Here is a 22,904-nt window from a genome sequence, read left to right as displayed (position 1 = left end):
CGTCACAGGGTGCGCAGCTGCGCGAACTTCCGGCGCAGTGACGCCGCGAAGATCAGCACGTGCCAGGCGAACAATGCCGTGTAGGCGACGGCGAAAGGCAGGGCGAGCGGGAAGAGCGCGAGGACCAGATACGTCGTGGACGGATCTTGCGGCTGCTTCATGAAGGACTCGATGGCGCTGCGCCGGGCGTCGTCGGAACGGGGAGGGGCCTTGGGAAGCAGCTTCTCAGCGAGCAGCTGCGAGAGGAACCACCCCGAGACGAGCACCGAGAACAGCGCCGCGACGACCACGAGCCAGGCGGGCGCGTCCGCACGTACGAGCGCCACGGCGATCGCGATGTGCACGAGCGGCGCACGCACGCCGTCGACGACATGATCGAGCCATTCGCCGGCGGGCCCGCCCCGGCCCTGGATGCGGGCGAGCTGCCCGTCGGCGGAATCGAGGATGTACCCCGCCAGCAGCAGGAGCGCCGCGACCGGTGGTGCCCATGACTCGGTGATGATGACGAGGATCCCGAGGCCGAACGCGCCGAGGGCGGCGCTCAGCGCGGTGACGCCGTTGGGCGTCCAGCCCCAGCTCGCGGCGAGAATCGCGGCTTGTCCTCCGAGCGGACGGTTCACCCAGCGGAGATACGCGGGGACGCCCGCACCCGCCTTGCGGGCGGATGTGAGCGTCCGTCGCGCCTCTTCGTAGGAGAGCCTGCTCATTGCCGAAGCATACTCAGGGCGAGGTCGAAACTGAGGTCCGGTGTTGTGCGATAGTTCGCGTGCACCGAGGCCGCCAGTACGTTGACCCCGTCGACGAGAAGGCTGGCCGGAACAGCGAACGTCACGCGATTCGCTGTGGCCGCCGTGTAGCGCGGTGCTGCCGTGGCGTAGGAGTTCTGCGTCAGTGTGCCGGTGGGCAGGTTCGCGCGCCCGAGCTCCGTGCCGTTCAGGTAGACCACGACGCCGTCATCGGCGATCACCGTCACGGCGCCGTCTGTGACGGTCGAGGCATCGACCACCTCGAAGCTCGTGCGGAACTGCGCACTGAGCGGACGCGGCGAGAGTGCGGCCTCGTTCAGGTTGGTGACCTGCGCGGGGACGTTGATACCGAACAGTGCCGGGGCAGACGCCCACGCGGAGGCGTCGAACGTCGGGGCGTTCCAGTCCGCCGGCAGCGGATCCGCCGTGTACCGCCACGACCATGTCGCCCCATTGGCGACCGTGACGTCGCCGGGACCCGGGTCTTCGACGGCGGGTGTCGTCGCCGACACGGTCGCCGGCGGCGACGTGAGTCCGCCGACTCCGACCGCCGTGATCGTGTACTCGTACGTGGTCTCGGGAGTGAGGCCGGTGTCATCGAAGGTGACGGTCGGTGCGGTCACCGTGCCCACCTCGACGCCGTCACGCTGGACGGTGTACGACTGCGGAGCCGTTCCTGTCGCCGGTGCCGTCCAGGAGACCGTGACGGCATCCGGAGCGGTCGCCGTCGCGCTCGCGCCCTCCACCGCAGCCGGAGGCTGAGGTGCTGCACCTCGCTCTGCCGTGAACGACAGATCGAAGGTCACGTCGGCCGTGCTGCGGAAGTTGGAGTGCGTCGATGCGGCGATCACGTTCACGCCATCGACGAGAAGCCCCTGCGGCACATCGAACGTCACCCGGCTCGCGGCGGCGGCTGCCGCCGTCACCACGCCGTTCGCGTAGGAGTTCTGCGTGAGCGTTCCGGTCGGCATGCGATGGCGGCCGATCTCGGTCCCGTTCAGGTACACGACGACACCGTCGTTGGCGATCACCGTGATCTTGCCGTTGACCACGGTCAGCGCGTCGGTCACCGTGAACTCCTTGCGGAACTGCGCGCTCAGCGGTCGCGGTGAGAGCGCCGTCGGGTCGATGTTCGTGCCCAGTCCGGTCGTGCCGCGGCCGAGTACGGCGCTGCCCGTCGGCCAGGACGCGTCGTCGAAGGCCAGCGTGTTCCAGTCGGCTGCCAGAGCATCCGCGCTGAACCGCCAGGACCATGGGGAGAGCGTCTCGATGAACGTGAGTGCGCTCGCCGGGGGCGGCTGCACGACCATCGCGGCCGTCGTCGCCGAGCGGTTTCCTGCCGCGTCACGTGCGCGCACGAAGTAGTTCGTGGGCGTCGTCGTGACCGGCACCGTGTAGGACGTGGTCGTCGTCGACAGGATCACTCGGTTGCCGCGGATCACCTCGTAGGTGACTCCACCCGCATCGGTCGATCCGCCCCACGAGAGTGTGGCCTGCGTCCCGCCGCTGCCGAAGGTCGAGGAGATAGCGCCGGGTGTCGTGGGGGCTGTCGTGTCGCGTGGTGCGAAGCGGATGAACCCACCCGACCACTGCAGCACTTCCCCGGCTCTCACCGAGCGGCTGAAGTCGCCGCCGGCCCACAGGACACCGGTCGAGTCGAAGAACGTGCCCCAGGCGCCGTAGCCGGCGCGGGCCTGCACGACGGGCGACCAGGCGGCCACGTAGGAGCCCGTCGCCGCGTTCCATGCGCCCATCAGGTTGATCTTGTCGGCCTGGGTCCACCCGGTTCCGACGTCGCTCCAGGCGTACGCGTTCTGGTACACCCAGTGGCCGCAGTGGCATCCGCCGATCACGAGGTCGTTGTTGTGCTCGACCGTCTGGAAGTCACCGCCCGCCTTCGTGATCGAGCCGCTCAATCGCTGGAAGGTGCTGCGGTCGTACGCGAACAGCGAGTGCTCTGATCCGCCGAGCCACACTTTGCCGCCCGCCTCTGTGACGCCCAGCTGCCAGATGTTGCCGACATAGTTGCCCGACCCATCGATCGAGGCCTTGCTGAAACTCGGGCTCCACAGCGGTGCGACCAGGGGTGCGCCCGCCGCCGTCTGGATGGCCGCCGCGCTCGGCGTCGAGGTGGTCTGCTTCATCTTGAAGTACCCGGAGAAGTACGCGCGGTCGCCCTGGTCGGACGCGTCGACGGCGACTGAGGTGCCGTTGAGGAAGGCGTTCCACCCCGTGTCGGGCGTGCTGTTCGAGAGCAGGATACGACCGCCGTTCCAGGCACTCGCGCTGCTGCTCGCACCGACCCGTGTGAGGTGCGTCAGCGCGCCGGCGACGTACAGATATCCGTCCTGGACGTCGAGATCGCGCAGATACGGCACCCCACCGGCGGTGCGATGCTCGGCCACGACCTGCATGCCCGAGAGCGCGCCGGTCGTGGGGTCGAGGAAGGCGAGGGCGTTCTGCGCGACGCCGTTCACCATCGAGAACTGTCCGCCGACGGCAAGACGCCCATCGGGAAGTGCGGCGATCGCCTTAACCTGGCCGTTGAGCACGGGTCGGAACGACGACACCCATTCGCCGGTGTTGACGTCGAACGCGGCGAGGTTCGGCTGCTCCACCTGGCCGGATCCGGCTTCGGTCCGCTGCACGTAGCGGAAGTTGCCGCCGACGTAGACCTTGCCGGCCGTCTCGGCGAACTCCGCCACCTCGGTGTTCAGCTCGCCGGAGCTGCCGTTGGCGAAGCCGGAGACGCCCCATACGGTGCGCATCGCGTCACTCTCGGGGATCGCGGCGACCGTGGAAGCTCCGATGCCGCCCGCGGGGATCGTGCCGAAGTCCATGCTGGCGATCTTCAGCTGCGGGCGCAGGAACACCTGCGTGAACGGACGGGCGTAGCCCTGACCCGACGGTGCCCACAGGAACGAGGTCGCGGCGGTGCTTCCGCCGGTGCTGGAGCCGAACGCCCAGCCGTTCAGGAACTGGTGCGAAGACTGCTCGGAGAACACCACACGACGCGTCTGGTTGTTGCTGCCGAAGTTGTTCGTCTGCCCGCCGGAGCCGTTGACGCCGTCGAAGGAGTACGTGCTCACTCGGTGCTCAGCGCCGAAGGTCCAGACCCAGCGGTCGCGGCTCTGGAACTTGAACCGTGCCTCCTGCCAGGAGGTGCCCGCCGTGTTGGTGGCACGGCGGAGGCGGATGCCGTCGCCGAGCGCGTCCACGCGCCCGTTGTTGAGCAGACCGTCGATCGTCGCCGCCGGGAGCTGCGCGGGCTGGAATGCGCCGGTGCCGCTCGGGGTGTTGCGGATGTCTGCGGGTGTGCGCAGGCCGTTGTAGCCCTCTTTCCACGCCTCGCGCCCGCGCCCGACGAGCACCCATCCGCCGCCGGACGTGGTCTGATCGCAGTAGAACTGCTCGGGGGCCACGAGCGCGGGAGTGACGAGCCAGTAGACGCCGTCGGTCGAAGCGGGGTAGTTCTGCTTGACCTCCCAGCACGACCCTGCGGCGGTCTCGGAGGTGAGGCCGTTGGGCAGTGGATCGGCGGCGCTGGCCGCCATCGGACTCAGGAGCGAAGCGACGAGAGTGGTGACGGCGACCGCTGTCGTGGCAGCGAGACGACGAATGCGGGTCTGCGGTGAAGAGCCCATGGTGGTGTCGATTCTGTTCGGGTGGCCGTCAAGCGGCGCAGGTTTGCTGGTCGGGTATGTCGTGGCTGGAGATCTTCCAGGTGTCGTCGATGAACTCGGCGCCGTACACATGGGCGACAGGGTGGCCCGGGTTGTAGAGCGACGCTTTGAGCGAGTTCCCGGCTGCGTCGAGAACGTCGATCTTCGAGACATCGACGCAGACGGTGAGGGTCATGGTCGGCGGTTCACCCGCCAGGTTGACGTCGGTGGCGGTGATGCTCGTGATGACGGCCTCACCGACCTGCGTGTAGCCGAGGTCGAGCTGTTCGCGCGCCTTGGCCTGGATCTCGCCGAGTACGAAACCAGTGGCGATGGCCTCCGCGCCCACGGCCGAGCCGTCGGCGCGCTGCCCGATCTCATCGACGACGCTGACGAGCGCGGTCGCCACGGACTCGGCGCGTGCGACCTCGACGGTCTCGTCGTCGCTGACCGGTCCCGGAGTCGGCGTGGCCGCGATCGCGAGCGGTTCGTCCGAGGCCTCCTGCGTCTGCTCGGCGCTGGTCTGCGTGGGCGCGGGAGTGGGCGCGGTGCTGGCTTCCTGCCCCGGGCCTCGCGTGCTGAGAGCGAAGGCGACGGATCCGCCGACGATCGCGAGCGATGCGGCGACGGCCACGATGATCGGCCACCGGCGACGGGGGCGCGGCTCCTCTGCCGCGGAGAGATCGTTCATCAGTACGCTCCTGTCGGGCGGATCATGACCTTGGCCGTGCGCCACATGATCTGCAGGTCACCCACGACCGACCAGTTCTCGACGTAGCGGAGATCGAGGCGAACACTCTCTTCCCAGCTGAGATCGCTGCGCCCGCTGATCTGCCAGAGACCCGTGATGCCGGGCTTGATGTAGAGCCTGCGGTGCACCTTGCCGTTGTAGGACATGACCTCGCTCGGCAGCGGCGGCCGGGGGCCGACAACACTCATGTCGCCGATCAGCACATTCCAGAACTGCGGCAGCTCATCGAAGGAGAGCTTGCGCAGCACGCGCCCGACGCGGGTCACGCGCGGGTCGTCCTTCATCTTGAAGAGCAGCCCGGAACCTTCGTTCTGCTCCTGCAGGGCCAGGAGCTGCTGCTCGGCGTCGGTGCGCATCGAACGGAACTTGACCATCCGGAAAGTCCGGCCGTCGCGCCCGACGCGTTCCTGGAAGAAGAACACCGGTCCCCAGGAGTCGATCACGATGAACAGTGCGATGATCGGCGTGATCAGGGCGATTCCGAACAGCGCGACGGAGGACACAGCGATATCGAGTGCGCGCTTGAGGATGTGCTGCCCACCTTCGTACGTCGGGATCTGCACCTGGATCAGGGGCAGGCCGTCGACGGGCGTGAAAGAGATGCGCGGACCCGCGACATCCGTCAGCTGGCTCGACAGCACGAGCTCGGCGGCCGTGCCTTCGAGCTGCCAGCTGAGGCGCTTGATGAAGTTGGGTGCGCCGGTCGGGCGGCTCGCGACGAGGATGGTGTCGGCGCTGATGCGGCTGGCGACCTCGGCGACCGAGGTGATGTTGCCGAGCACCGGGATCGGCGCGGATTCACCGCCCACCTCGCGGGCGTTGCCGTCGAGGAGGGTCGCGCCGATCACGTTGTAGCCGTAGATCGCCCCTTCGCGGAGGGTGCTGATGACGTACTCGACGTCGGCGCGGTCTCCGACCACGAGCGTGCGCGAGGCGAAGCATCCGTGACGGCGCTGGTTCTGCAGCCACCGGCGCCACAGCCAGCGTTCCGTGAGGAGCCCGAGGATGCCGAACGGCATCGCCACCAGAAGCGGGATGCGCAGCGTGTCGGTTCCGAGGAGCACGGCGACCGCGGCGAGCAGGCCGAAGGCGACGCCGCTGGCGTTGACGACCCGCTTGTACTCGGTGGGGCCGGAGCCCAGGATGGCCGCATCACGTGATCGCAGGGCGCTGAGCATCGCGATCCAGAGCGCGGCCTGGATCACCGCCATGCGACCGACAGCCAGCGGATCGAGACCCAGGCCGAGCTGAATCCCCGCGGCTGCGCCTGCGGCGAGCAGCACGACGGCCGCATCCGAGATCTGCAGGCGCGCGCGATAGCGGCGTTCCCATTGGCGGCGCCGCGTCAACGTCGGCGTCGCACGCGGTGTCGCCACCGTCCGTGTCGAAGCCTTCGGTGCATGCGGCGCCGCCACGGGACGAACGGTCGGCGCCGAAGCACCGACCAGGCTCAGAGCGTCGTCGACGGACGTCATAGCGATGCTCCGTGAGCCGGAACCGTGCGCAAAAAACCCCAGTGCGTCATGGTCATTCCCCAGTTTCCCCAGACCACGAGCAGACACGCTCGCGGCATGAGCCCATCACCCGACCCCTCGGGCGTGCCTGTTACGCCTCTTCGATTCCCGGTCGAAGAGATCGCAGTGACGATTCCCACATCGTCACTGCACCGCATCAGGCATGCGGGCTCAGGCACAGATTAGCGCGGATCGTCGAAGAGCGGAAGAGAAACTTTTCGAGTTTCTCCCGCGAGTGGATATATCGCCCGCGCAGGCACTGCGCGCGTCAGCCGATGTCGGGGATGAGGTCCTCGAGCGTTGTGCCGTAGTTCACGCGGATGACGGGCAATGCGTACTTGTCGCTCCCGATCGACACGTAACCCCAGTCGATCGTGCGGCCGAACATGAATCCGGCGGCGGCGACGCCCGCCTTGGTCGTGTCGTTGTGGTGGCCGTAGGGGTACGCGACGACCTCCTTCACGCCACCCAGGACGGCGGCGGATTCCTCGAGGTCGGCGGCGATCTCCTCTGCCGACCAGTTCACCATCCGCCCCCTGCCGTTGTCGCCCGCCTCGTGCATGTTCTGCGTGTGCGAACGCTGGATGACGTAGGGAGATGGGGAGGGATCCTGGCGCACGTTGGTGATCACGAACGACGTCGTGAGTAGCTGGTACTTCGTCACCACCGGCACCGCGAGGTCGAGCCAGGTCTGGTCGGCGTCATCGTCGGTGATGATGAGCGAGCGCGGCGGAAGGTACAGCGTGCCGTCGACGAACGCGTTGAGCTCGGGCCAGGTCGGCAGGTAGAAACCCTCGGAGGCGATGTACGACATGTGCGCCTCGAAGTCGCCGATGTACGCGTAGTTGCCCCGCAGCCAATGGTCTTCGCCCTCGGGATTCGTCGTGAACTGGTGATACATCAGGATCGGAACCTGTGTGTTCGTCTCGACGTTCTGCTCGGGGGTGACCCAGCCGGCGTGCAGTGTGATCTGCTGATCCGTGCACGCGGTGAGCTCTGCCCCGTTGATGCGGGCGGGGACGGCCAGTGCGGCGGCATCCGCCTCTGTCGCATACCAGCCGGCGAAGACGAAACCGTCGCGCAGGGGGAGGGGGAGGTCGGTGTACAGCACGCCCTGCGTCTGAAGCTGCGGGTCGAGCGCGATGCCCTCGCCCGCGAAGGACACAGCGCACGCTGCCGGGTCGTCGGTGGTCGCGAGCAGAGCTTCGGACGGCGAGAGCGGGGTCGGCGTCGGAGTCGGCGTCGAGGTCGATGGCGGCTTCGCCGCGCCGGGTTCTGCGGGTGGATCGGCGAGCGCACGCAGGGCGACGACGACGACGGTCGCGACGATCGCGAGGACGAGCGCGATGATGACTCCGACAAGAAGCCTGCGGCGGCGGATGACGGCGGCGGACGGCCTGCCCTGGGATCGACGAGGCGGGCGCGTTTCTGCGGTCATGGCACCGATCCTATGGGGATCCGGCCGTCCGATATGTTACGAAAGGTCACGAATTCTGGCCATCACGCTCCCGGATTCACCCGCGCGCCGCTCATAGGTCACCGCAAGGATGAGCAGCACCGCTCCCACCACCGCGAGCGTGATCCACCAGGGCATCGACTCTATGCCGCGGCCGATCTGCACCGAGAACGCGAAGACGTTCTCGACCGGCAGCACGAGCATTCCGATCACGAAGGGCGCAGCGAGTCGCCGTGCGGCTCCGACAAGGATCGCGAGCAGTGCGAAGGCGATCACCAGGATGGCCCGCCACGTCAGCGGATCGGTGAACGTCGCCACGATCGAGGCGAGCACCGTGACGATCAAGCCCGGAGCGAGCAGCGCCCAGGATCCGCTCCAACGTCCCGGCCAGCTGGCGAGTGTCGGAGCCGGGGTGCCGGGGCTCGCGGGACGGGAGCCCCGTCGCAGCGCCGACGCTCCTGCAGCGAGCAGGAACAGTCCGAGCGGGAGCGAGAACCACTCGACGCGCAGATCGCGGGGGCTCCAGGCGACGATCGCCGTGACGAAAGCGATGCCGAAGAGGTACCACACCGGAGGGTGCGTGTGCTCGGTGCGCCGCGCGACGACCAGCATGATCGTCAGCATCGCCAGAAGCAGCGCCCACATCGCCCAGATCACGACCCAGTCGCGCTCGATGGCGAACCAGGCGCCGAGGGGCAGTGCGAGAGCGGCGGGCGCTTCGAGCCAGCGGGTGGAGGCCAGAGCATGGTCAGCCGGAAGAGCTGCGCGGATGCCGCGGGCAGCGACGAACATCGCACCGGCACCGACCGCACTCGCGAGCAGGCTCAGCCCGAACGCCGTCGCCGGAGCGACCAACCACGGCGTGCCGGTTCCGATGCCGATCCGCACGGCGAGCGTCGTTGCGCCGACCGCGGCGACCGCGGCCGCGATCAGAGTCGGGACCTGCAGGGGGCGCAGCCGCAGCCGTCGCAGATGCCGGACGCGTGTCCCGCGCTCGTCGAGCAGCGCGCTGAGGCCATCCTCGCTGCGAGTCGAAGGGGTGCGTGTGATCGCTGCAGCGGCGAGAAGCACCCAGGCGGTGAGCGCCAGCCCGACACCACGCCAGAGCGTGACCGGCGACGTCGCGGCATCCGGTCCGACCATCGTGAGGACGAGAATCGGCACGATCGCCACCGCAAGGGCCGTCGCGTACAGCGCGGAGGTGTTGAGGCCGCGCAGGCGCAACGCGACGGCGACGGCCATCGCGGCGACAGCGGGCGGCAGCAGGTACGGTTCGAGCAGTTCGATGCCGGCCAGCGCCCACACGCACCACAGCGCGCCAGTGAACGAAGCGCCGGCGGCCCACCACGCATACCGGCGCCGGGTCAGCAGCGCGCTCGCCGTCGATCCCACCCCCAGGATGAGCAGGACGAGAACGCTCGTGCCGAGTCCGGATGCCTCGCGGACGAGGGCGAGCAGAACGGCGATCGCGCCGGTCAGGAGAGCGGATGCCTCGATGGCCAGGCGCGCCGCGTGCGCAGCGGTGCCACCGAGGCCGTTGCGACGCAGCAGATCGGCGATCACCGTGGTCGACGGCAGCACGAGGGCGACGAGCACGGCGATGATCGGAAGCGTCACGGGCGAGGCGCTCATCGCCAGCACCTGGGCGCCCAGGCAGATGATCGCGACGGCCAGCGTCGGCACCAGGAGAGCGGCGGCCGCGGTGCGCAGAACCGGGGTGACACCGGGGCGACGGGTGAGCAGCAGGGCCAGGGAGAGGGCGAACATCATGCCCGTCGACAGTGCCGTCCATCCGCTGCGCTCGAAGACCACCTGCACGACACCGAGAGCGAACGGCACGGCGGTCACGGTCAGAATCGCGTACCAGGAGCGGGCGCCCACGCGCGGAAGGAAGGTGGCCACGATCGCGCCCAGCAGCCCGATCGAAGTCGTGACCGCCGGCACCGCGATGCCGCGCACGCCGAGCAGATCGAACGTCGTGGCGATCAGGACGAGTGCGTAGGCGTACCCGACCCCGACGTGGGCGAATCGGGTCGCCGGCGGCATCGCGCGGGCCACCGCCGTCAGTGCGATGAGCGCTGGGATGCCGAGCAGCGGCGCCCAGGTGACATCCGCCCAGGAGAGGATGACGCCGAAGGTGAGGAGAAGGTGCGCCGCGATCAGGGCGGTCACCCGGCGCGCGAGCGACAGCGCCGGAATGCGCAGGACCACCAGCGCGATCACCGCGGCGGCACCCAGCGCCAAAAGCACACGGAGGAGGAAGGGCAACGGTGTCGCTGCCGCTGTCGTCAGCAGCGCGAGGGTCGCGAAAGCCGATGCGAGCGTCTCGGCGAGAGGGACGGCGGGGCGCGTGGCCGAATGACCGCGGGCGCGGAGCGCGAAGAGGGCGAACCCCGAGGCTGTCGCGAGGAGACCGAGGGGGAAGGCCCAGGCGTGCACTCCGAGCGCGGTCGCCGGGCGGGCGAGTTCACCGTCGAGCAGGTTCGCAGCGATCGAGAGCGGGGTCTCCAGGGTGAAGAACGCCGAGGTGACGGATGTCGGCACGGCGGCGAGGAGGGTCGACGTGATGGCTCCCGCCAGATACTGCGGCACGCGGCGGCCACCGGCGAGGGGTCGAACGGGCCCGGCGAGAACGAGAGCGACCGCGAAGGCGGCCGGCATGAGAGCCGGGAACCAACCGCTCATCGCGTCGAACAGGACGGAGGGCGCGTAGAGGGCGAGCGCGAGAGCGGAGACGCCCATGCCGCCGGCGGCGAAGCTCCAGAAGCGTGAAAGGGCGTGCCGGGCCGCGAGGAGCGCATGCACAGCCAGCAGGCCGAGGAGCAGCGCGACGGTCAGAAGGCTGGGTGCCGCGCGGGAGGGCAGATCTGCGGTCAGCACGAAGACCCGCGGCAGGAGCAGGATCGCGGTCCCCGAGGTGAGCAGCTGGAGGATCAGCAGTGCGATGCGTTCGGCGCCGAACGGCTTCGGCGGGCGGGTGGTCTCTTCGCCCGAGACATCCGGTGCCGTGTCAGGAGCCCCGGACGGCGCGAAACGGGAGCCGATGCGCGGCAGCAGCAGCACAAGCGCCGCCGCGACGAAAGAGGTGCCGATGCGACCGAGGACCGCCGCCGGTTCCTGACCTGCGGCCTCGCCCCACATCGTCGGCACGAGTGCGAACGTGACGAGCGGCGCGCAGAGCCAGATGCGGATGCCGGCGAGCGACGCTGCCACGATCATCGCGATCGAAGACACGAGCGTGAGGCCCGCGATGGGGAGCCAGGGGCTGAGCGATGGTGGTGCCAGTTGCGCGAGCGCCCAGACATCGAGCGCCACGAACACGAGTCCGAGGGCGCCGACCGCCTCCGCCGAGAACTGCAGTCCGCGCCGCGCCAGCAGCCACGCGCCGCCGAGGAACACGAGCGTGATGAAGGCCACGATGAGGCTGCGCAGTGCGCGGTCGGTGAGGTCTGGATTGAAGAACGTGAAGACGATCGCCGCGATCGCGAAGAGACCGGCGCCGGCGATCGCCAGCACCGACTGCAGTGTGGCGCTGCTGCGCGGCACGGAAGACGGAGGCGTCGATGCGGTCGGGGAGGGAGCCTGCGGCTGCGCACCTGCCACAGGTGCGATCACACGTGCGGCCATCGGCACGCGATTGAGCAGTCGCTGGCGTCTCTCCAACGCGGTCGCTGCGCTCTGAGAGGCATCCCACAGCTGCTCGCCGGCCGCGCCGCGCAGGTCGGCGGCGCACGCCGGGCACTGTCCGTCGACGAGCGCTGCCGAACGGCACACGGGACAGGTCGTGCTGTCTCGCAGCATCCGGATCGCGGTCTCGCTCCAGGCGGGCATGGTCGTCATGCGCGCGGCTCCGTCTCGGTCGACTGCGCCGCATCCGGAACCCAGCGCATGATGTCGCCCGGCTGGCAGTCGAGCACACGGCAGATGGCTTCCAGCGTCGTGAAGCGCACGGCCTTGGCGCGTCCGTTCTTCAGCACGGCGACGTTCGCGGGGGTGATGCCGATGGCATCCGCGAACTCCTGCACGCTCATCTTCTTCTTGGCCAGCTCGACGTCGAGGTCGATGACGATCGGCATTCAGACCACCTCGGACATGTCCTGCTCGAGCTGCAGGGCCTTCGTGAGGAGTCCGCGCAGGACGATCACGAGCAGCCCGAGGCTGAAGCTCACGACCACACCGAGTGCGGCCAGCAGCTGCACCGTGGGCGAGACGGCGCGAGCGAGCATGATCACGACATAGGAGGCCGCGATGAGCACACCGGCGCAGATCAGCATCGCGAGGATGACATCGACATAGCGAAAGGCCTTCGGGCTGAAGATCTGATCCGCGCGGACGAGCGAGAGCAGCCGCCAGACGCAGACGAGGGTCACCTGCACGAGGACGAGGAACAGGATCGCGGCGATGATGCCCGGGATCTTCAACTGCGCGACGTCGGGGTTGCGGTCCGCCGTCATCTGGGCGATCTCCGGGATCGCGAAGATCTGGCTGGCGAGCAGCAGTGCGATCATGACGGCGATGAGTGCCTTGAGCGTGGCGGTGACGCGCGGTTGCATCGGATCCCCTATCGAAAAGCGACGTGTATCTATCGAAAAACGATAGCCACGCGCGTGGCGAGCTCGCAAGCCGACGGGCGAATTCACAGCAAGCGCGGACACGCAGAAGGGGTGCGCCCCGGCCGAAACCGAGGCGCACCCCTTCTGCGTACTGCTGTCAGACGGTGACGATCACGTCATCGCCGTCCACACGGACCGGGATCGGGCGCAGGCGCACCGTCTCATCCGTCGTGTGGCGCCCCGTCAGCAGGTTGAACTCGAAACCGTGCCACGGGCACACGATGTTGCGATCCGTCGGGTGGTGGCCGGGGCCACCGCTCTTGAGGTCGTCGCGCACGAGCTGGATCGTGCGTGCCATCGTCTTGCCCTGGCAGACCGGTCCGCCCTGGTGGGGGCAGACGTTGTACCAGGCGCGGACCTCGTCCAGGTAGAAGTACAGACCGAGCTCGGTGCCCTCGACATCGAGGACGATGCGCTCGCGTTCCTTCAGATCGGCGAGGCTGGCGACACGGATGTCGCGGCGGACGATCGTTGCGCTCATTCTGCTCTCCGGTACCAGATGGCCATGTCGAACAGGTTCACGTCGGCCGCATCCAGCAGCGCCGTGACCAGAACGACGGTCTCGGTGGCGTTCAGAGCGTCGGCACGAACCGGCCATGCCATCTTGCCGACGCGGTCGGTCTTGGCTGAGAACAGGCGCGCCGCGGCGTAGAGCACATCGGCGATCTGCTCGTCCTCGACCTGCGCGCCCAGCTCGGCCTCGGTGATCTGCGCGGTCAGCTCGCCGAGGCGGGCGACGACGGCCGCGAGCTCTTCGACGGCGGGGGAGGTGGTGGTGATTTCAGACATGTCAGGAGACTCCCGGACGATCCCGAAGCACATCGGCGGCCGAAGGCTTCATGCGGTCAGTGGGCAGGTTGAACAGCTTCGCCGCGTTCAGCCCGAGGATGTTGCGCTTGGCCTGCTCCGAAAGGAACGGCAGACGCGTGATGGTCGACGGCGCATCCCAGTCCCAGTGCGGCCAGTCCGACGAGTACAGCAGCTGCGTCTCGGCGTTGAAGGACTTGAACGTCGCCTCGAGCAGCTCCATGTTGGTGCGCTCCATCGGCTGCGTCGTGTACCACATCTCCTTCATGTACTCGCTCGGCAGGCGCTTCAGGCCGGGTGCCTCACTCGGGCGCATGAGGACCTCGTGGTCGAGGCGCTGCATGAGGAACGGGATCCACGCCAGGCCGCTCTCGACCCACACCATCTTGAGCTTCGGGAAGCGCTCCGGCATCGCGTTGATGATCCAGTTCGTGACGTGGATCTGGTTGTAGTGCGTGAACGACAGCGCGTGCATCGAGAGGAAGCGGTTGAGCTGCGCGAACGACGGGTCGCCCCAGTGGTAGCCCGAGTGGAAGGCGAGCGGCTTGCCGCTGTCCTCGATGAGCTTGTACAGGCGCGTGTAGACGTCCGAGTGCACGGGGTTGTTGCGCGTGGAGCAGACCGTGTAGCCGATGATGCCCGGGTCGTCGGCGTACTTCTCGACGAGCTCCTCGCACACCTCGGGGGTGTTGTAGGGCAGGTAGAGCATGCCCTTGAGGCGAGGGTTCGGCGGGAGGATGACCTCGGTCAGCCAGCGGTTGAACGCGCGGCCGAGAACGACCTCGACCTCGTCCTGCGGGTGCATGCCGAGCAGCAGCATCGCGCTCGGGAACACCACCTGGTAGTCGAGACCCATCGCGTCCATGCCGCGGCGTGCGGCCGTGACGAAGGGGTGCCCTGCGGCGCCGTCGACGGGCTCCTTGCGGCCCTGGTGGCCGATGCGGCCGCCGACGCTCTGGTGCGACATGCCGGGCTGGATGTTGAGGAGAGCGTTGTTGCCGCCGAAGCCCGCATGCTGCTGCAGACCGATCTGGCGCCAGACATCGTTGTCGATGAGGTCGAGGACCTCACCCCAGAAGTGGTCTTCGGAGACGTGCGCGTCGATGTCGACGATGAAGTAGTCGTCGTACTCGTTCTCGGCCTGCTTCGTCGCGTGGGCCAGCACATCGCGGGAGTCGGAGCGTCCGCCGATCTCGGCCAGCTCGCGAATCTGCGGGCTGTCGGAGCGGGGGGTGGGGAGTTCGCTCATTGTGGGTTCCTCTCTGAGGGGGTCAGGCGTCAGCGGGGCGAGACGATGGCGTCGGTCATGGTGGTGAGGTAGCCGTCGACGGCGGCCTCCTTGTGGGAGAGCACCACTGCGCGGGCGGGGTTGACGGCGAGACGCAGGGTGTCGCCGGCAGCGGGGATCTGTTCGGGCGCGAGGTCGGATGTCTCGACGCGCACGCGCAGCGGGAGGCCGTCTGCGCGCACGAGGAGGTTGACCGCGCTGCCCAGGTACGTGGTGCGCTCGACGACGCCCTCCAGGCGACCCGCGCCCGTGAGGCCGGACTCGTCGATGCGGGCGTGTGCGGCGCGGAACGCGACATCCGCCCGCTCCCCGACCTGTACGGCCGAGGTGGCGACGCCGGAGAGGACGAGCGAGGTGCCGTCGACGCGGATGTCGGCGACGTTGCCGTTCACGGCTTCCACCGTGCCCGGGAGGATGTTCTGGAAGCCCATGAAGTCGGCGACGTACGCGGACTTCGGGCGGTCGTACAGGTCGGCGGGTGCGCCGTCCTGCACGATGTTGCCCTCGCTCATCACGATGATCCGGTCCGAGAGCGTGATGGCCTCTTCCTGGTCGTGCGTGACGTACACCGAGGTCGTCTCGAACTGGTTGTGCAGCGCGCGGACCTGCTGACCCATCTGGTAGCGCAGCTTCGAGTCGAGGTTCGAGAGCGGCTCGTCGTAGAAGATGATGCCCGGGCGGGCGGCCATCGCGCGGGCCAGAGCCACACGCTGCTGCTGGCCGCCCGAGAGCGCCGTCACCGGGCGCTTCTCGTAGCCCGCGAGGCCGACGGCCTGCAGCATCTCCTGCACACGAGACTGACGGTCCTGGCTTCCGAGCCGGGCCACCTTGAGCGGGTACGCCACATTCTCGGCGACGCTCAGGTGCGGCCACAGCGCGTAGCTCTGGAACACCATGCCCACCTTGCGCTTGTCGGCAGGGACAAAGACCTTCTTGTCCGTGTCGACGACCACGCGGTCGGCCATCGTGATCCTGCCTGTGGTGGGGCGTTCCAGACCGGCGAGGCAACGCAGAGTCGTCGTCTTGCCGCAGCCCGAAGGGCCGAGCAGGGTGACGAACTCGCCGGAGGCGATCTTCAGATCGATTCCGTGCAGTGCCGACTTTCCGCCGTACTGCTTGGTCAGCCCGGAAACCAGGACCTCAGTCATGCTGTGCTCTCTTACTGCTTGTTCGTGCGTGAAGGATTACTTCGTGAACGTCTTCTCGATGAACTCGAAGTACGGCTTGTTGAAGTCCGGGTCCGGGTTCGCGAACGGCAGCTTGTCGATCTTGTCGAGCGAGTCCATGCCTTCGGGGCCGGGGGCCGTCGGGGTGTTGCCGTACGAGAAGTCCTTCTCGGCGAGAGCCTGCTGGCCCTCCTCCGTGAAGATCCAGTTCACGAACAGTTCGGTCGCGTCGGCGGCGGGGCCGTCCTTGGCGACGCAGAGGCTCGAGCGGCTGAGGAAGTTGCCGCCGCCCTCGAGCGGGAAGACGAACTCCAGCGGAGCGCCCTTCTCCTTCTGTGCGAGGTAGTAACCGTAGAACACTCCGGCACCGACAGGGAAGCGGCCGCTGGCGACCTCGGCCGAGACGTTGCGCTCGGGGTCGACGTACTGGATGTCCTGCGCGGCGAGCTTCTCGACGTAGGCCTCACCGAACTGCTCGGCGTGACCGTCGGGGCGCATCATGCCCGTGAAGATGTGACGCAGGGCGCCGGCGTTGGGGTCGCCCATCGCGATCTGGCCCTTCCACTCCGAATCGAGCAGGTCGTTCCAGCCCTTCGGTGCGTCAGCGGCCTTGACGTTGTCGGAGTTGTAGACGAATCCGAACATGCGGTAGGCGAAGTAGATCAGACGGTCGTCCTGCGCGGTCGGCGGCGTGAACCCGTCGGGGCCGGAGAAGACGTCGACCGGGGTGCAGATGTCGGCTTCCATGGCGGCCTGGATCGAGTCGCCACCCCACCACAGGTCGCCGACGCGCTGGCCGGTGGCGGCCTCGGTCTGCATCGTGGTGAGGATCTGCGCGTCGGCCATGTCCTTCAGCGTCACCGAGAGCTCGGGGAAGCGGTCGGTGAAGACCTTGAGCAGTGCGGTGGAGGTTGTCGCCGAGGGGCCGTAGAACACGATGTCGGTGTTCCCGGATTCGACGGCGGCCTCATAGAGCTCGTTGAACTTGGCTGCCTGGTCCTCGGTGGCACCGGGGATCTCGATGCCGGTCGACGAGCCGGCATCCGGCTCATCGGGAGCTGCCGGCGTGCTGGCGCAGGCGGCGAGGGAGGCGAGTGCACCGATCGCGACGACCGCAGTGGCCGTGCGTACTACTGGATTGAACTTCATTATTCTTCTCCTTGGGTGATTGTCAGGACGCGATGTGGGACAGGGAAGTCGTGGCATGCCCGCGCTTCGCCTGCCAGCGCGCGAACACCTTGAAGGCGAGCGCGCCGACGAGGACGACGACGGTGGCAGCGGCGAGGATGATCATGAACAGGGCGGCGCCCGTGCTCATCTCGCCCGAGAGGAACAGTTCGTAGGCGGCCATCGACACCGGGGTGACCTTCGGCGGTGCGAGCAGCAGCGGAACCGCGAGGTTGCCGATGATGAACAGCGCCGCGAGGAACCATCCGGCGAGGAAGCTCGGCAGCACGAGGCGGAGCACGATGCTCACGAGCACTCGCATGCGGCCGGCGCCTGAGATCGCTCCGGCCTCCTCCAGCTCGGGGGAGAGCTGGGCCAACGCGCCTTCTGCGATGCGGCTGGAGACCGGGATCGTCGCGACGATCAGGACGATCGTCATGAGGGCTGCGGTGCCGTACAGCGGGCGGAACGCCGGGATGTAGAGGATCGCGAACATGTACGCGAGTGCGAGGACGAGACCCGGCAGGGCCCAGGGGATCCACACCGCGAACGAGGTGTAAGCCTTGAGGAAGCCACCGCGGCGGGCGACGACGTAGGTCGTGAGCAGGGCGACGGCCATCGAGCCGAATCCGCCGAGGATCGCCAGCTGTGCGGTCGTGGTGAGCGTCGCGCTGAGCTTCGGGTCGCTGAGGATCGTGACGTAGTTGTCGAACGAGAGACCGAGGTTCATGACGCCGTAGATCTTCTGCATGCTGCCGATGATCATGGCGATGAGCGGAAGCACGAGGTTCAGCAGCATGAAGATCGCGATGAGAGCGGTGAAGACCCAGCGCACGGGACCGAGCTCCTGCGGCTCACGGCGCGAGGTCTTGCCGGTGAGGGTCGTGAACGAGCGGCCGCGGAGCAGTGAGCGCTGCACGAGGAACAGGACGAGCACGAGGATGATCAGGATGAGCGCGAGCGCGAAGGCGCGGGTGTACTCGGCCGGGACGGAGTCGCGCACGTAGCGGTAGATCTGCGTCGAGAAGACGTAGATGCCCGCCTGGCGGCCGATCATCTGGGGGCTGTCGAAGGCCTGGAACACGAGCACGGCGATGAGCAGTGCGGCTCCGGTGATCGCGGGTCCGACCGACGGCAGCGTGATCGTGAAGAACGTGCGCATGGTGCTCGCGCCGCTGATGGATGCGGCCTCGTCCAGTGCCTGGTCGCGGTTCTTGAACGCGCCGAGCATGAGCAGGTACGCGAACGGCATGTAGCCGAGCGACAGCAGCATGATCAGGCCCGGCCAGGACTGGATGTTGATGAAGCCCTCGGGAAGGCCGATGAGCTGTCCGAGCTGGTTCAGCAGACCGTTCTGCTTGTTGCCGAGCATGAGCCAGCCCATGGTGTGGAACAGCGGCGGAATGAACAGGTTGATGACCATGAGCGGCGTCAGCCACTTGCGGCCGGGGACGTTCGTGTTGGCGCCGACCCAGGCGAACATGGCACCGCCGGACACGGCGATCGCGCCGCAGACGACGACGAGGATCGAGGAGTGCGAGAGCGTCGTCCAGGTCATCTCGGATGTGAAGGCGTCGACGAAACCCTGGAGCGTGAACGGCGCGGGGCTCGTGGGGAGGCCGTCCCGGAAGGTTCCGAGGATGATCATCGTCACCGGGTAGATGAAGATCAGGGCCAGCACGGCGATGAACAGACCCCACAGGACCTTGCTCGTGATGGAGCGTCGCAGCGACGCTCGCTGGTCGCGCTCGAAATCGGTCGCAGTCACTGCACATCCCTTCGTGCAAGCGGTTCGCGTCCGTCAGGTCGAGTGGCGACGAACCGCTTTGTCCGTTGTGTTGTCAGCGTATGAATCACAGGCCCCGTTGATCTTCGGCGGGTGCTCCGAAGTCGATGAGTCGCGATCCGACACGGTGTCGGATGGACGGTGGGGAGGGGGTTCGTGCAGACGTGGAAGGAGCTCGTTCGGTGCGTGGAGGAACGCGGAAAGAGCAGAGAGCAGGATGCGCGGAGGCATCCTGCTCTCTTGTATCCAGTGTCGCAGACGGATCAGACGAGGGCGGACAGCACGGCGTCGTTCTCGGCCGGGAGGCCGACCGTGATGCGCGCACCGCCGGCGTTCGGGAAGGGACGGGCGAGCACACCCTGGGCGGCGAATCCGGCCAGGAGGTCGGCGGCGTCGCCGTGCAGGAAAATGAAGTTCGACTGGCTCGGCAGGAACGACACTCCGGCGTCGGCGAGGGCGGCCTCGATACGTGCGCGCTCGGCGACGATCGTGGCGATGCGCTCCTCGGCGACCGCCATGCCCTCCGGGCTGAAGGCCGCGATGACTGCGGCTTCGGCGATGCTGTTGAGCGCGAAGCCGACCGAGGTGCGGCGCAGCGCTTCGGCGATCCGCGGGGAGGATGCCGAGTAGCCGGCGCGAATGCCCGCGAGGCCGTGGGACTTGGACAGCGTGCGCAGGATGACGAGGTTCTCGAACTCGTCGAGCAGGGCCAGGGTCGCCTCGACGGGCTCGTCGGTGACGAACTCGCGGTAGGCCTCGTCGAGCACCACGAGGATGTTCGACGGGATGTCCTGGAGGAAGCGACGGATCTCCGCCGCCCCGACGATGCCGCCGGTGGGGTTGTTCGGGTTGCAGAGGTAGACGATGCGCGTCTCGTCGGTGAGGGCGGCGCGCATCGCGTCCATGTCCATCGCGCCGTTCTCGGCGATGTCGACGGGGGTCTTGGATGCACCGGCGAGTCCGAGCGCTGCCGGGTAGGCCTCGAAGGACGGCCAGCAGTAGACGCCGTTGACGCCGGGTTCGCAGACGAGGCGTGCGAGTCCGTGCAGCAGCGAGCCCGAGCCGTTGTCGATCGCGATGCGGTCGGCGGTGAGGCCCATGCTGGCGGCGACGGCCTCGCGGGCGGCGAGGCGGTGGTAGTCGGGGTAGCGGTGCGTCTGGCTGATCGCCTGCGTCATCGCGGCGGTGATCACCTCGGCGGGCTGCCACGGCATCTCGTTCTGCGAGAGGCGGATCGGCGGCGGCGTCGCGCCCGCCGGACGGTTGGGCGTGGACATCATCGCGTCGATCACGCTGCGGAACTCGATGGTCATGCGCTCTCTCCTTGGTCGGAAGAATCATTCATATTGAATATGAACAATAGCAGTCGATACGACATCGAGCCAGCGCCGCATGTCTGCAGGGCTGGCTCGATCAGCGCGGGTCGCGGCTCAGGCTCAGTGGGCGCCCGCGCCGGATGCGGGGTGGGTGTGGCGTGCGATCGCGGATGCCGCGAGTTCGTGATCGCGCTGCACGACGGCTTTCGCGAAGTCGAGGTGCGTGTGCAGACGCTCTTCCGTGTGCGGAGCGACGGCGTCGTCGAGCTCCTCAGTGATGTACTTCACGAGGTTCGTGTAGAGACCGCGCAGCAGCTCGTTCGGCGTCGTCTGGGCGATCCGCTCGTGGAGCCGCCACATGGTCGCGGCGCTCTCCGACGTGCCCCAGGCTGCCTGCAGCTCATCGGCGCAGCGCGCGATGTCGGTGATGTCGTCTTCCGTCGCGAAGTCCACGGCGTCGCGCAGGACCGCACCGTCCAGGGCGTCCAGCACACGCAGGCACTGCTCGGCCGTCGTCTGCTCTTCGCGCAGCGCGAGCAAGTGGTCGCTCAGCTGCGCGAACGGGGAGCGCTCAGAGACGAAGATGCCGCCGCCCGGGCCCGGCTTTGCATCGACGATCCCGCGCGAGCGCAGCAGCTGGATCGCCTCGCCGAGGGTGGCGGGAGCGACGGAGAACCGCGCGGCGAGTTCCTGTCGGCGACCGATGAAGTGGCCCGGCTTGAAACCGTTCGATGTGATCTCTTCCTCCAGCGCGCGTGCGACCTGCACGGCGACGGCGGCAGTGGCGATCTGCGACATGTCGTCCCCCTTGTGTGTGCCCGCTCCTGCAGGCGTCCGGCATGAGCGCGGCGTTCTTACCCTAGAGAAGAACCGCGCTCCGTCGCATCCGGGGCGATCTGCATGTGCACAACCGCCCCGGATTCCGCGATCAGTGCTTCTCGTGGATGAAGCCCCACGGCGACGGGAAGACGTCGACGGGAACCTTGATGATCGCCGGGCGACGGGCGCTGATGGCGGCGCCGATCTCGCGCTGCACGGCGTCCGCGTCCTGCGCGAGCGCGAAGTCGATGCCGAAGGCCTTCGCGAGCAGCTCGAAGTCGGGGTTCTCCAGGTCCGAGCCGATGAAGCGGCCGCCGTAGGTGTCGCGCTGGATGCGCCACACATTGCCGAAGCGCTTGTCCTCGAACAGCACGGTGATGAGCGGGATGCCGTACTTCTTGGCCGTCGCGAACTCCTGGAGTGACCAGCCGATGCCGCCGTCGCCGGTCACGACGACGACGGGGCGGTCGCCCGCGCCGACGGCCGCGCCGAGAGCGGTGGGCATCGCGTAGCCGAGGGTGCCCTGGTATCCGGGCCACACGTACGAGCGCGGCGCCTGCACCGGGTAGCCGTACGTCGAGACGTAGCCGATCTGCGTGAGCTCGTTGACGAAGATGCCGTCGGCCGGCAGGGCGGCGCGGATCGCGTCGACGAACGCCATCTGCGGCGCGACCTGCTCACGGACGCGGGCTTCGCCCTCGGCGCGGAGGCGAGCGATCTCGGCGCCCCATCCTTCGCGCTGCTCCAGGCGCTCGACGAGGGCGGCGATGACGGCCGTCGCATCGGCGTTGACGGCGATGTCGGGGGTGCGCGGTGCGCGCAGGTCGTCCGCGTCGATGTTCACGAGCACGAGACGCGCGTCGCCGATGTTCTGCGGCTGGCCGAAGGGCGTCAGGAAGCGGGTGCCGAACGACAGGACGACGTCGGCGGTGTTGCGCAGCTCGCGGAGGGCGAAGGCGGGGAGGGCGCGGGGCTCGCGGGCGTCGATCGCGCCGCGGCCGTTCTCGCTCATGACGACGGGGGCGTCGAGGAGCTCGGCGAGGCGGGGGAGCAGGTCGAAGGCCTTCTGGCCCTTGACACCGCCGCCGACGTGGATGACCGGGCGGTTGCTCGCGGCGAGCAGCTGCACGATCTCGGTGACCTTGTCCTCCGGGGCGACCGGCTCGGCGACGGCGAAGGGCTCGCCGATCTCGAGGTCAGCGACGGCGTGCAGGATGTCCGGTCCCAGCTCCAGCGCGACGGGGCGGGGGCGGCCGGTGCGCATCTGGCGGAAGCCCTCGTGCACGAGCTCGGGGATCTCCTCCACGCGCGTGGGACGTGCCGTCCACTTGGTGAGGCCCTCGATGGTCTCGGTCTGCTTGGGGATCTCGTGCAGGGCTCCGTAGCCCTTGCCGACGAAGGTGGAGGGGATCGTGCCGGCCAGCAGCATGACCTGCGAGCTGCAGGCGTAGGCGGTGGACATGCCGGCGCCGGCGTTGAGGACACCCGGGCCGGGGACGACCATCGCGACGCCGGGCTTGCCGGTCACGCGGTGGTAGCCGTCGGCCATGTAGGTCGTGCTCTGCTCGTGGCGCGGCACCATGAGGTGCACCTCGTCCTGGCGGCGGTACATGCCGTCGGTCAGGCCGTCCAGCTGGACGCCGGGGATGCCGAAGACCGTGTCGGTGCCCTCGCTGATGAGCGCCTGGGTGAGCGCGTCGCCGCCTGTCATCTGTGCCATCGTTGGCCACCTCTCGCGTAATTGACTATATTGAATATAGACCGATGCGCGACGTGGGTGCAACCGCAGCGGAACGGGCGGCGATGAGGCCGC

At 68.1% G+C, this 22,904-nt stretch carries 17 protein-coding genes; all 17 read right to left on the bottom strand.

What is annotated here, in order from left to right; translation table 11 throughout:
- Window positions 1-2: 2 nt before the first annotated feature.
- On the bottom strand, window positions 3-707 hold the full coding sequence (locus JOD62_RS05175; protein WP_204938256.1) for a CDP-alcohol phosphatidyltransferase family protein: 705 nt from the start codon (window positions 705-707) through the stop codon (window positions 3-5).
- On the bottom strand, window positions 704-4,390 hold the full coding sequence (locus tag JOD62_RS05170; RefSeq protein ID WP_204938255.1) for a fibrinogen-like YCDxxxxGGGW domain-containing protein: 3,687 nt from the start codon (window positions 4,388-4,390) through the stop codon (window positions 704-706). The genes JOD62_RS05175 and JOD62_RS05170 overlap by 4 nt, the downstream gene beginning before the upstream one ends.
- Window positions 4,391-4,418: 28 nt before the next feature.
- Window positions 4,419-5,099, bottom strand: coding sequence for a hypothetical protein (locus JOD62_RS05165; RefSeq protein ID WP_204938254.1), 681 nt, complete (start codon window positions 5,097-5,099; stop codon window positions 4,419-4,421).
- Window positions 5,099-6,634: a sugar transferase gene (locus JOD62_RS05160; protein WP_204938253.1), complete on the bottom strand. Its 1,536-nt coding sequence runs from the start codon at window positions 6,632-6,634 to the stop codon at window positions 5,099-5,101. The genes JOD62_RS05165 and JOD62_RS05160 overlap by 1 nt, the downstream gene beginning before the upstream one ends.
- A 307-nt stretch (window positions 6,635-6,941) precedes the next feature.
- Window positions 6,942-8,111, bottom strand: a complete 1,170-nt coding sequence (locus JOD62_RS05155) for a polysaccharide deacetylase family protein (protein ID WP_204938252.1) — start codon at window positions 8,109-8,111, stop codon at window positions 6,942-6,944.
- 36 nt (window positions 8,112-8,147) lie between these two features.
- On the bottom strand, window positions 8,148-11,969 hold the full coding sequence (locus JOD62_RS05150) for an SCO7613 C-terminal domain-containing membrane protein (protein ID WP_204938251.1): 3,822 nt from the start codon (window positions 11,967-11,969) through the stop codon (window positions 8,148-8,150).
- On the bottom strand, window positions 11,966-12,205 hold the full coding sequence (locus JOD62_RS05145; RefSeq protein WP_204938250.1) for a helix-turn-helix domain-containing protein: 240 nt from the start codon (window positions 12,203-12,205) through the stop codon (window positions 11,966-11,968). Before JOD62_RS05145 ends, JOD62_RS05150 begins: the two co-directional genes overlap by 4 nt.
- A complete protein-coding gene (locus JOD62_RS05140; protein WP_204938249.1) occupies window positions 12,206-12,682 on the bottom strand; it encodes a DUF2975 domain-containing protein in 477 nt (158 codons plus the stop codon).
- A 157-nt stretch (window positions 12,683-12,839) separates the two neighbouring features.
- Window positions 12,840-13,223, bottom strand: coding sequence for a Rieske (2Fe-2S) protein (locus JOD62_RS05135; RefSeq protein ID WP_204938248.1), 384 nt, complete (start codon window positions 13,221-13,223; stop codon window positions 12,840-12,842).
- Complete coding sequence (locus JOD62_RS05130) at window positions 13,220-13,531, bottom strand: hypothetical protein (protein WP_204938247.1); 312 nt, start codon at window positions 13,529-13,531, stop codon at window positions 13,220-13,222. Before JOD62_RS05130 ends, JOD62_RS05135 begins: the two co-directional genes overlap by 4 nt.
- Window position 13,532: 1 nt before the next feature.
- Window positions 13,533-14,798: an amidohydrolase family protein gene (locus JOD62_RS05125; protein WP_204938246.1), complete on the bottom strand. Its 1,266-nt coding sequence runs from the start codon at window positions 14,796-14,798 to the stop codon at window positions 13,533-13,535.
- Window positions 14,799-14,827: 29 nt separating this feature from the next.
- Window positions 14,828-15,985 carry an ABC transporter ATP-binding protein gene (locus tag JOD62_RS05120; RefSeq protein WP_204938245.1) on the bottom strand — a complete coding sequence of 386 codons (1,158 nt, stop codon included), beginning with the start codon at window positions 15,983-15,985 and terminating at the stop codon, window positions 14,828-14,830.
- A gap of 36 nt (window positions 15,986-16,021) precedes the next feature.
- Window positions 16,022-17,152, bottom strand: coding sequence for an ABC transporter substrate-binding protein (locus JOD62_RS05115; RefSeq protein WP_204938244.1), 1,131 nt, complete (start codon window positions 17,150-17,152; stop codon window positions 16,022-16,024).
- 22 nt (window positions 17,153-17,174) lie between these two features.
- Window positions 17,175-18,938: an ABC transporter permease gene (locus tag JOD62_RS05110; RefSeq protein WP_204938243.1), complete on the bottom strand. Its 1,764-nt coding sequence runs from the start codon at window positions 18,936-18,938 to the stop codon at window positions 17,175-17,177.
- 281 nt (window positions 18,939-19,219) lie between these two features.
- On the bottom strand, window positions 19,220-20,269 hold the full coding sequence (locus JOD62_RS05105; protein WP_204938242.1) for a pyridoxal phosphate-dependent aminotransferase: 1,050 nt from the start codon (window positions 20,267-20,269) through the stop codon (window positions 19,220-19,222).
- A 123-nt stretch (window positions 20,270-20,392) separates the two neighbouring features.
- Window positions 20,393-21,070: a FadR/GntR family transcriptional regulator gene (locus JOD62_RS05100; protein ID WP_204938241.1), complete on the bottom strand. Its 678-nt coding sequence runs from the start codon at window positions 21,068-21,070 to the stop codon at window positions 20,393-20,395.
- A 130-nt stretch (window positions 21,071-21,200) separates the two neighbouring features.
- Window positions 21,201-22,811 carry a thiamine pyrophosphate-binding protein gene (locus JOD62_RS05095; protein ID WP_204938240.1) on the bottom strand — a complete coding sequence of 537 codons (1,611 nt, stop codon included), beginning with the start codon at window positions 22,809-22,811 and terminating at the stop codon, window positions 21,201-21,203.
- Window positions 22,812-22,904 lie beyond the last annotated feature (93 nt).

It is taken from the genome of Microbacterium keratanolyticum (genome assembly GCF_016907255.1).
Classification (GTDB): Bacteria; Actinomycetota; Actinomycetes; order Actinomycetales; family Microbacteriaceae; genus Microbacterium; species Microbacterium keratanolyticum.
The sequence above is the reverse complement of the archived record's forward strand: the minus strand, read 5'-3'. Positions and strand labels throughout refer to the sequence as shown.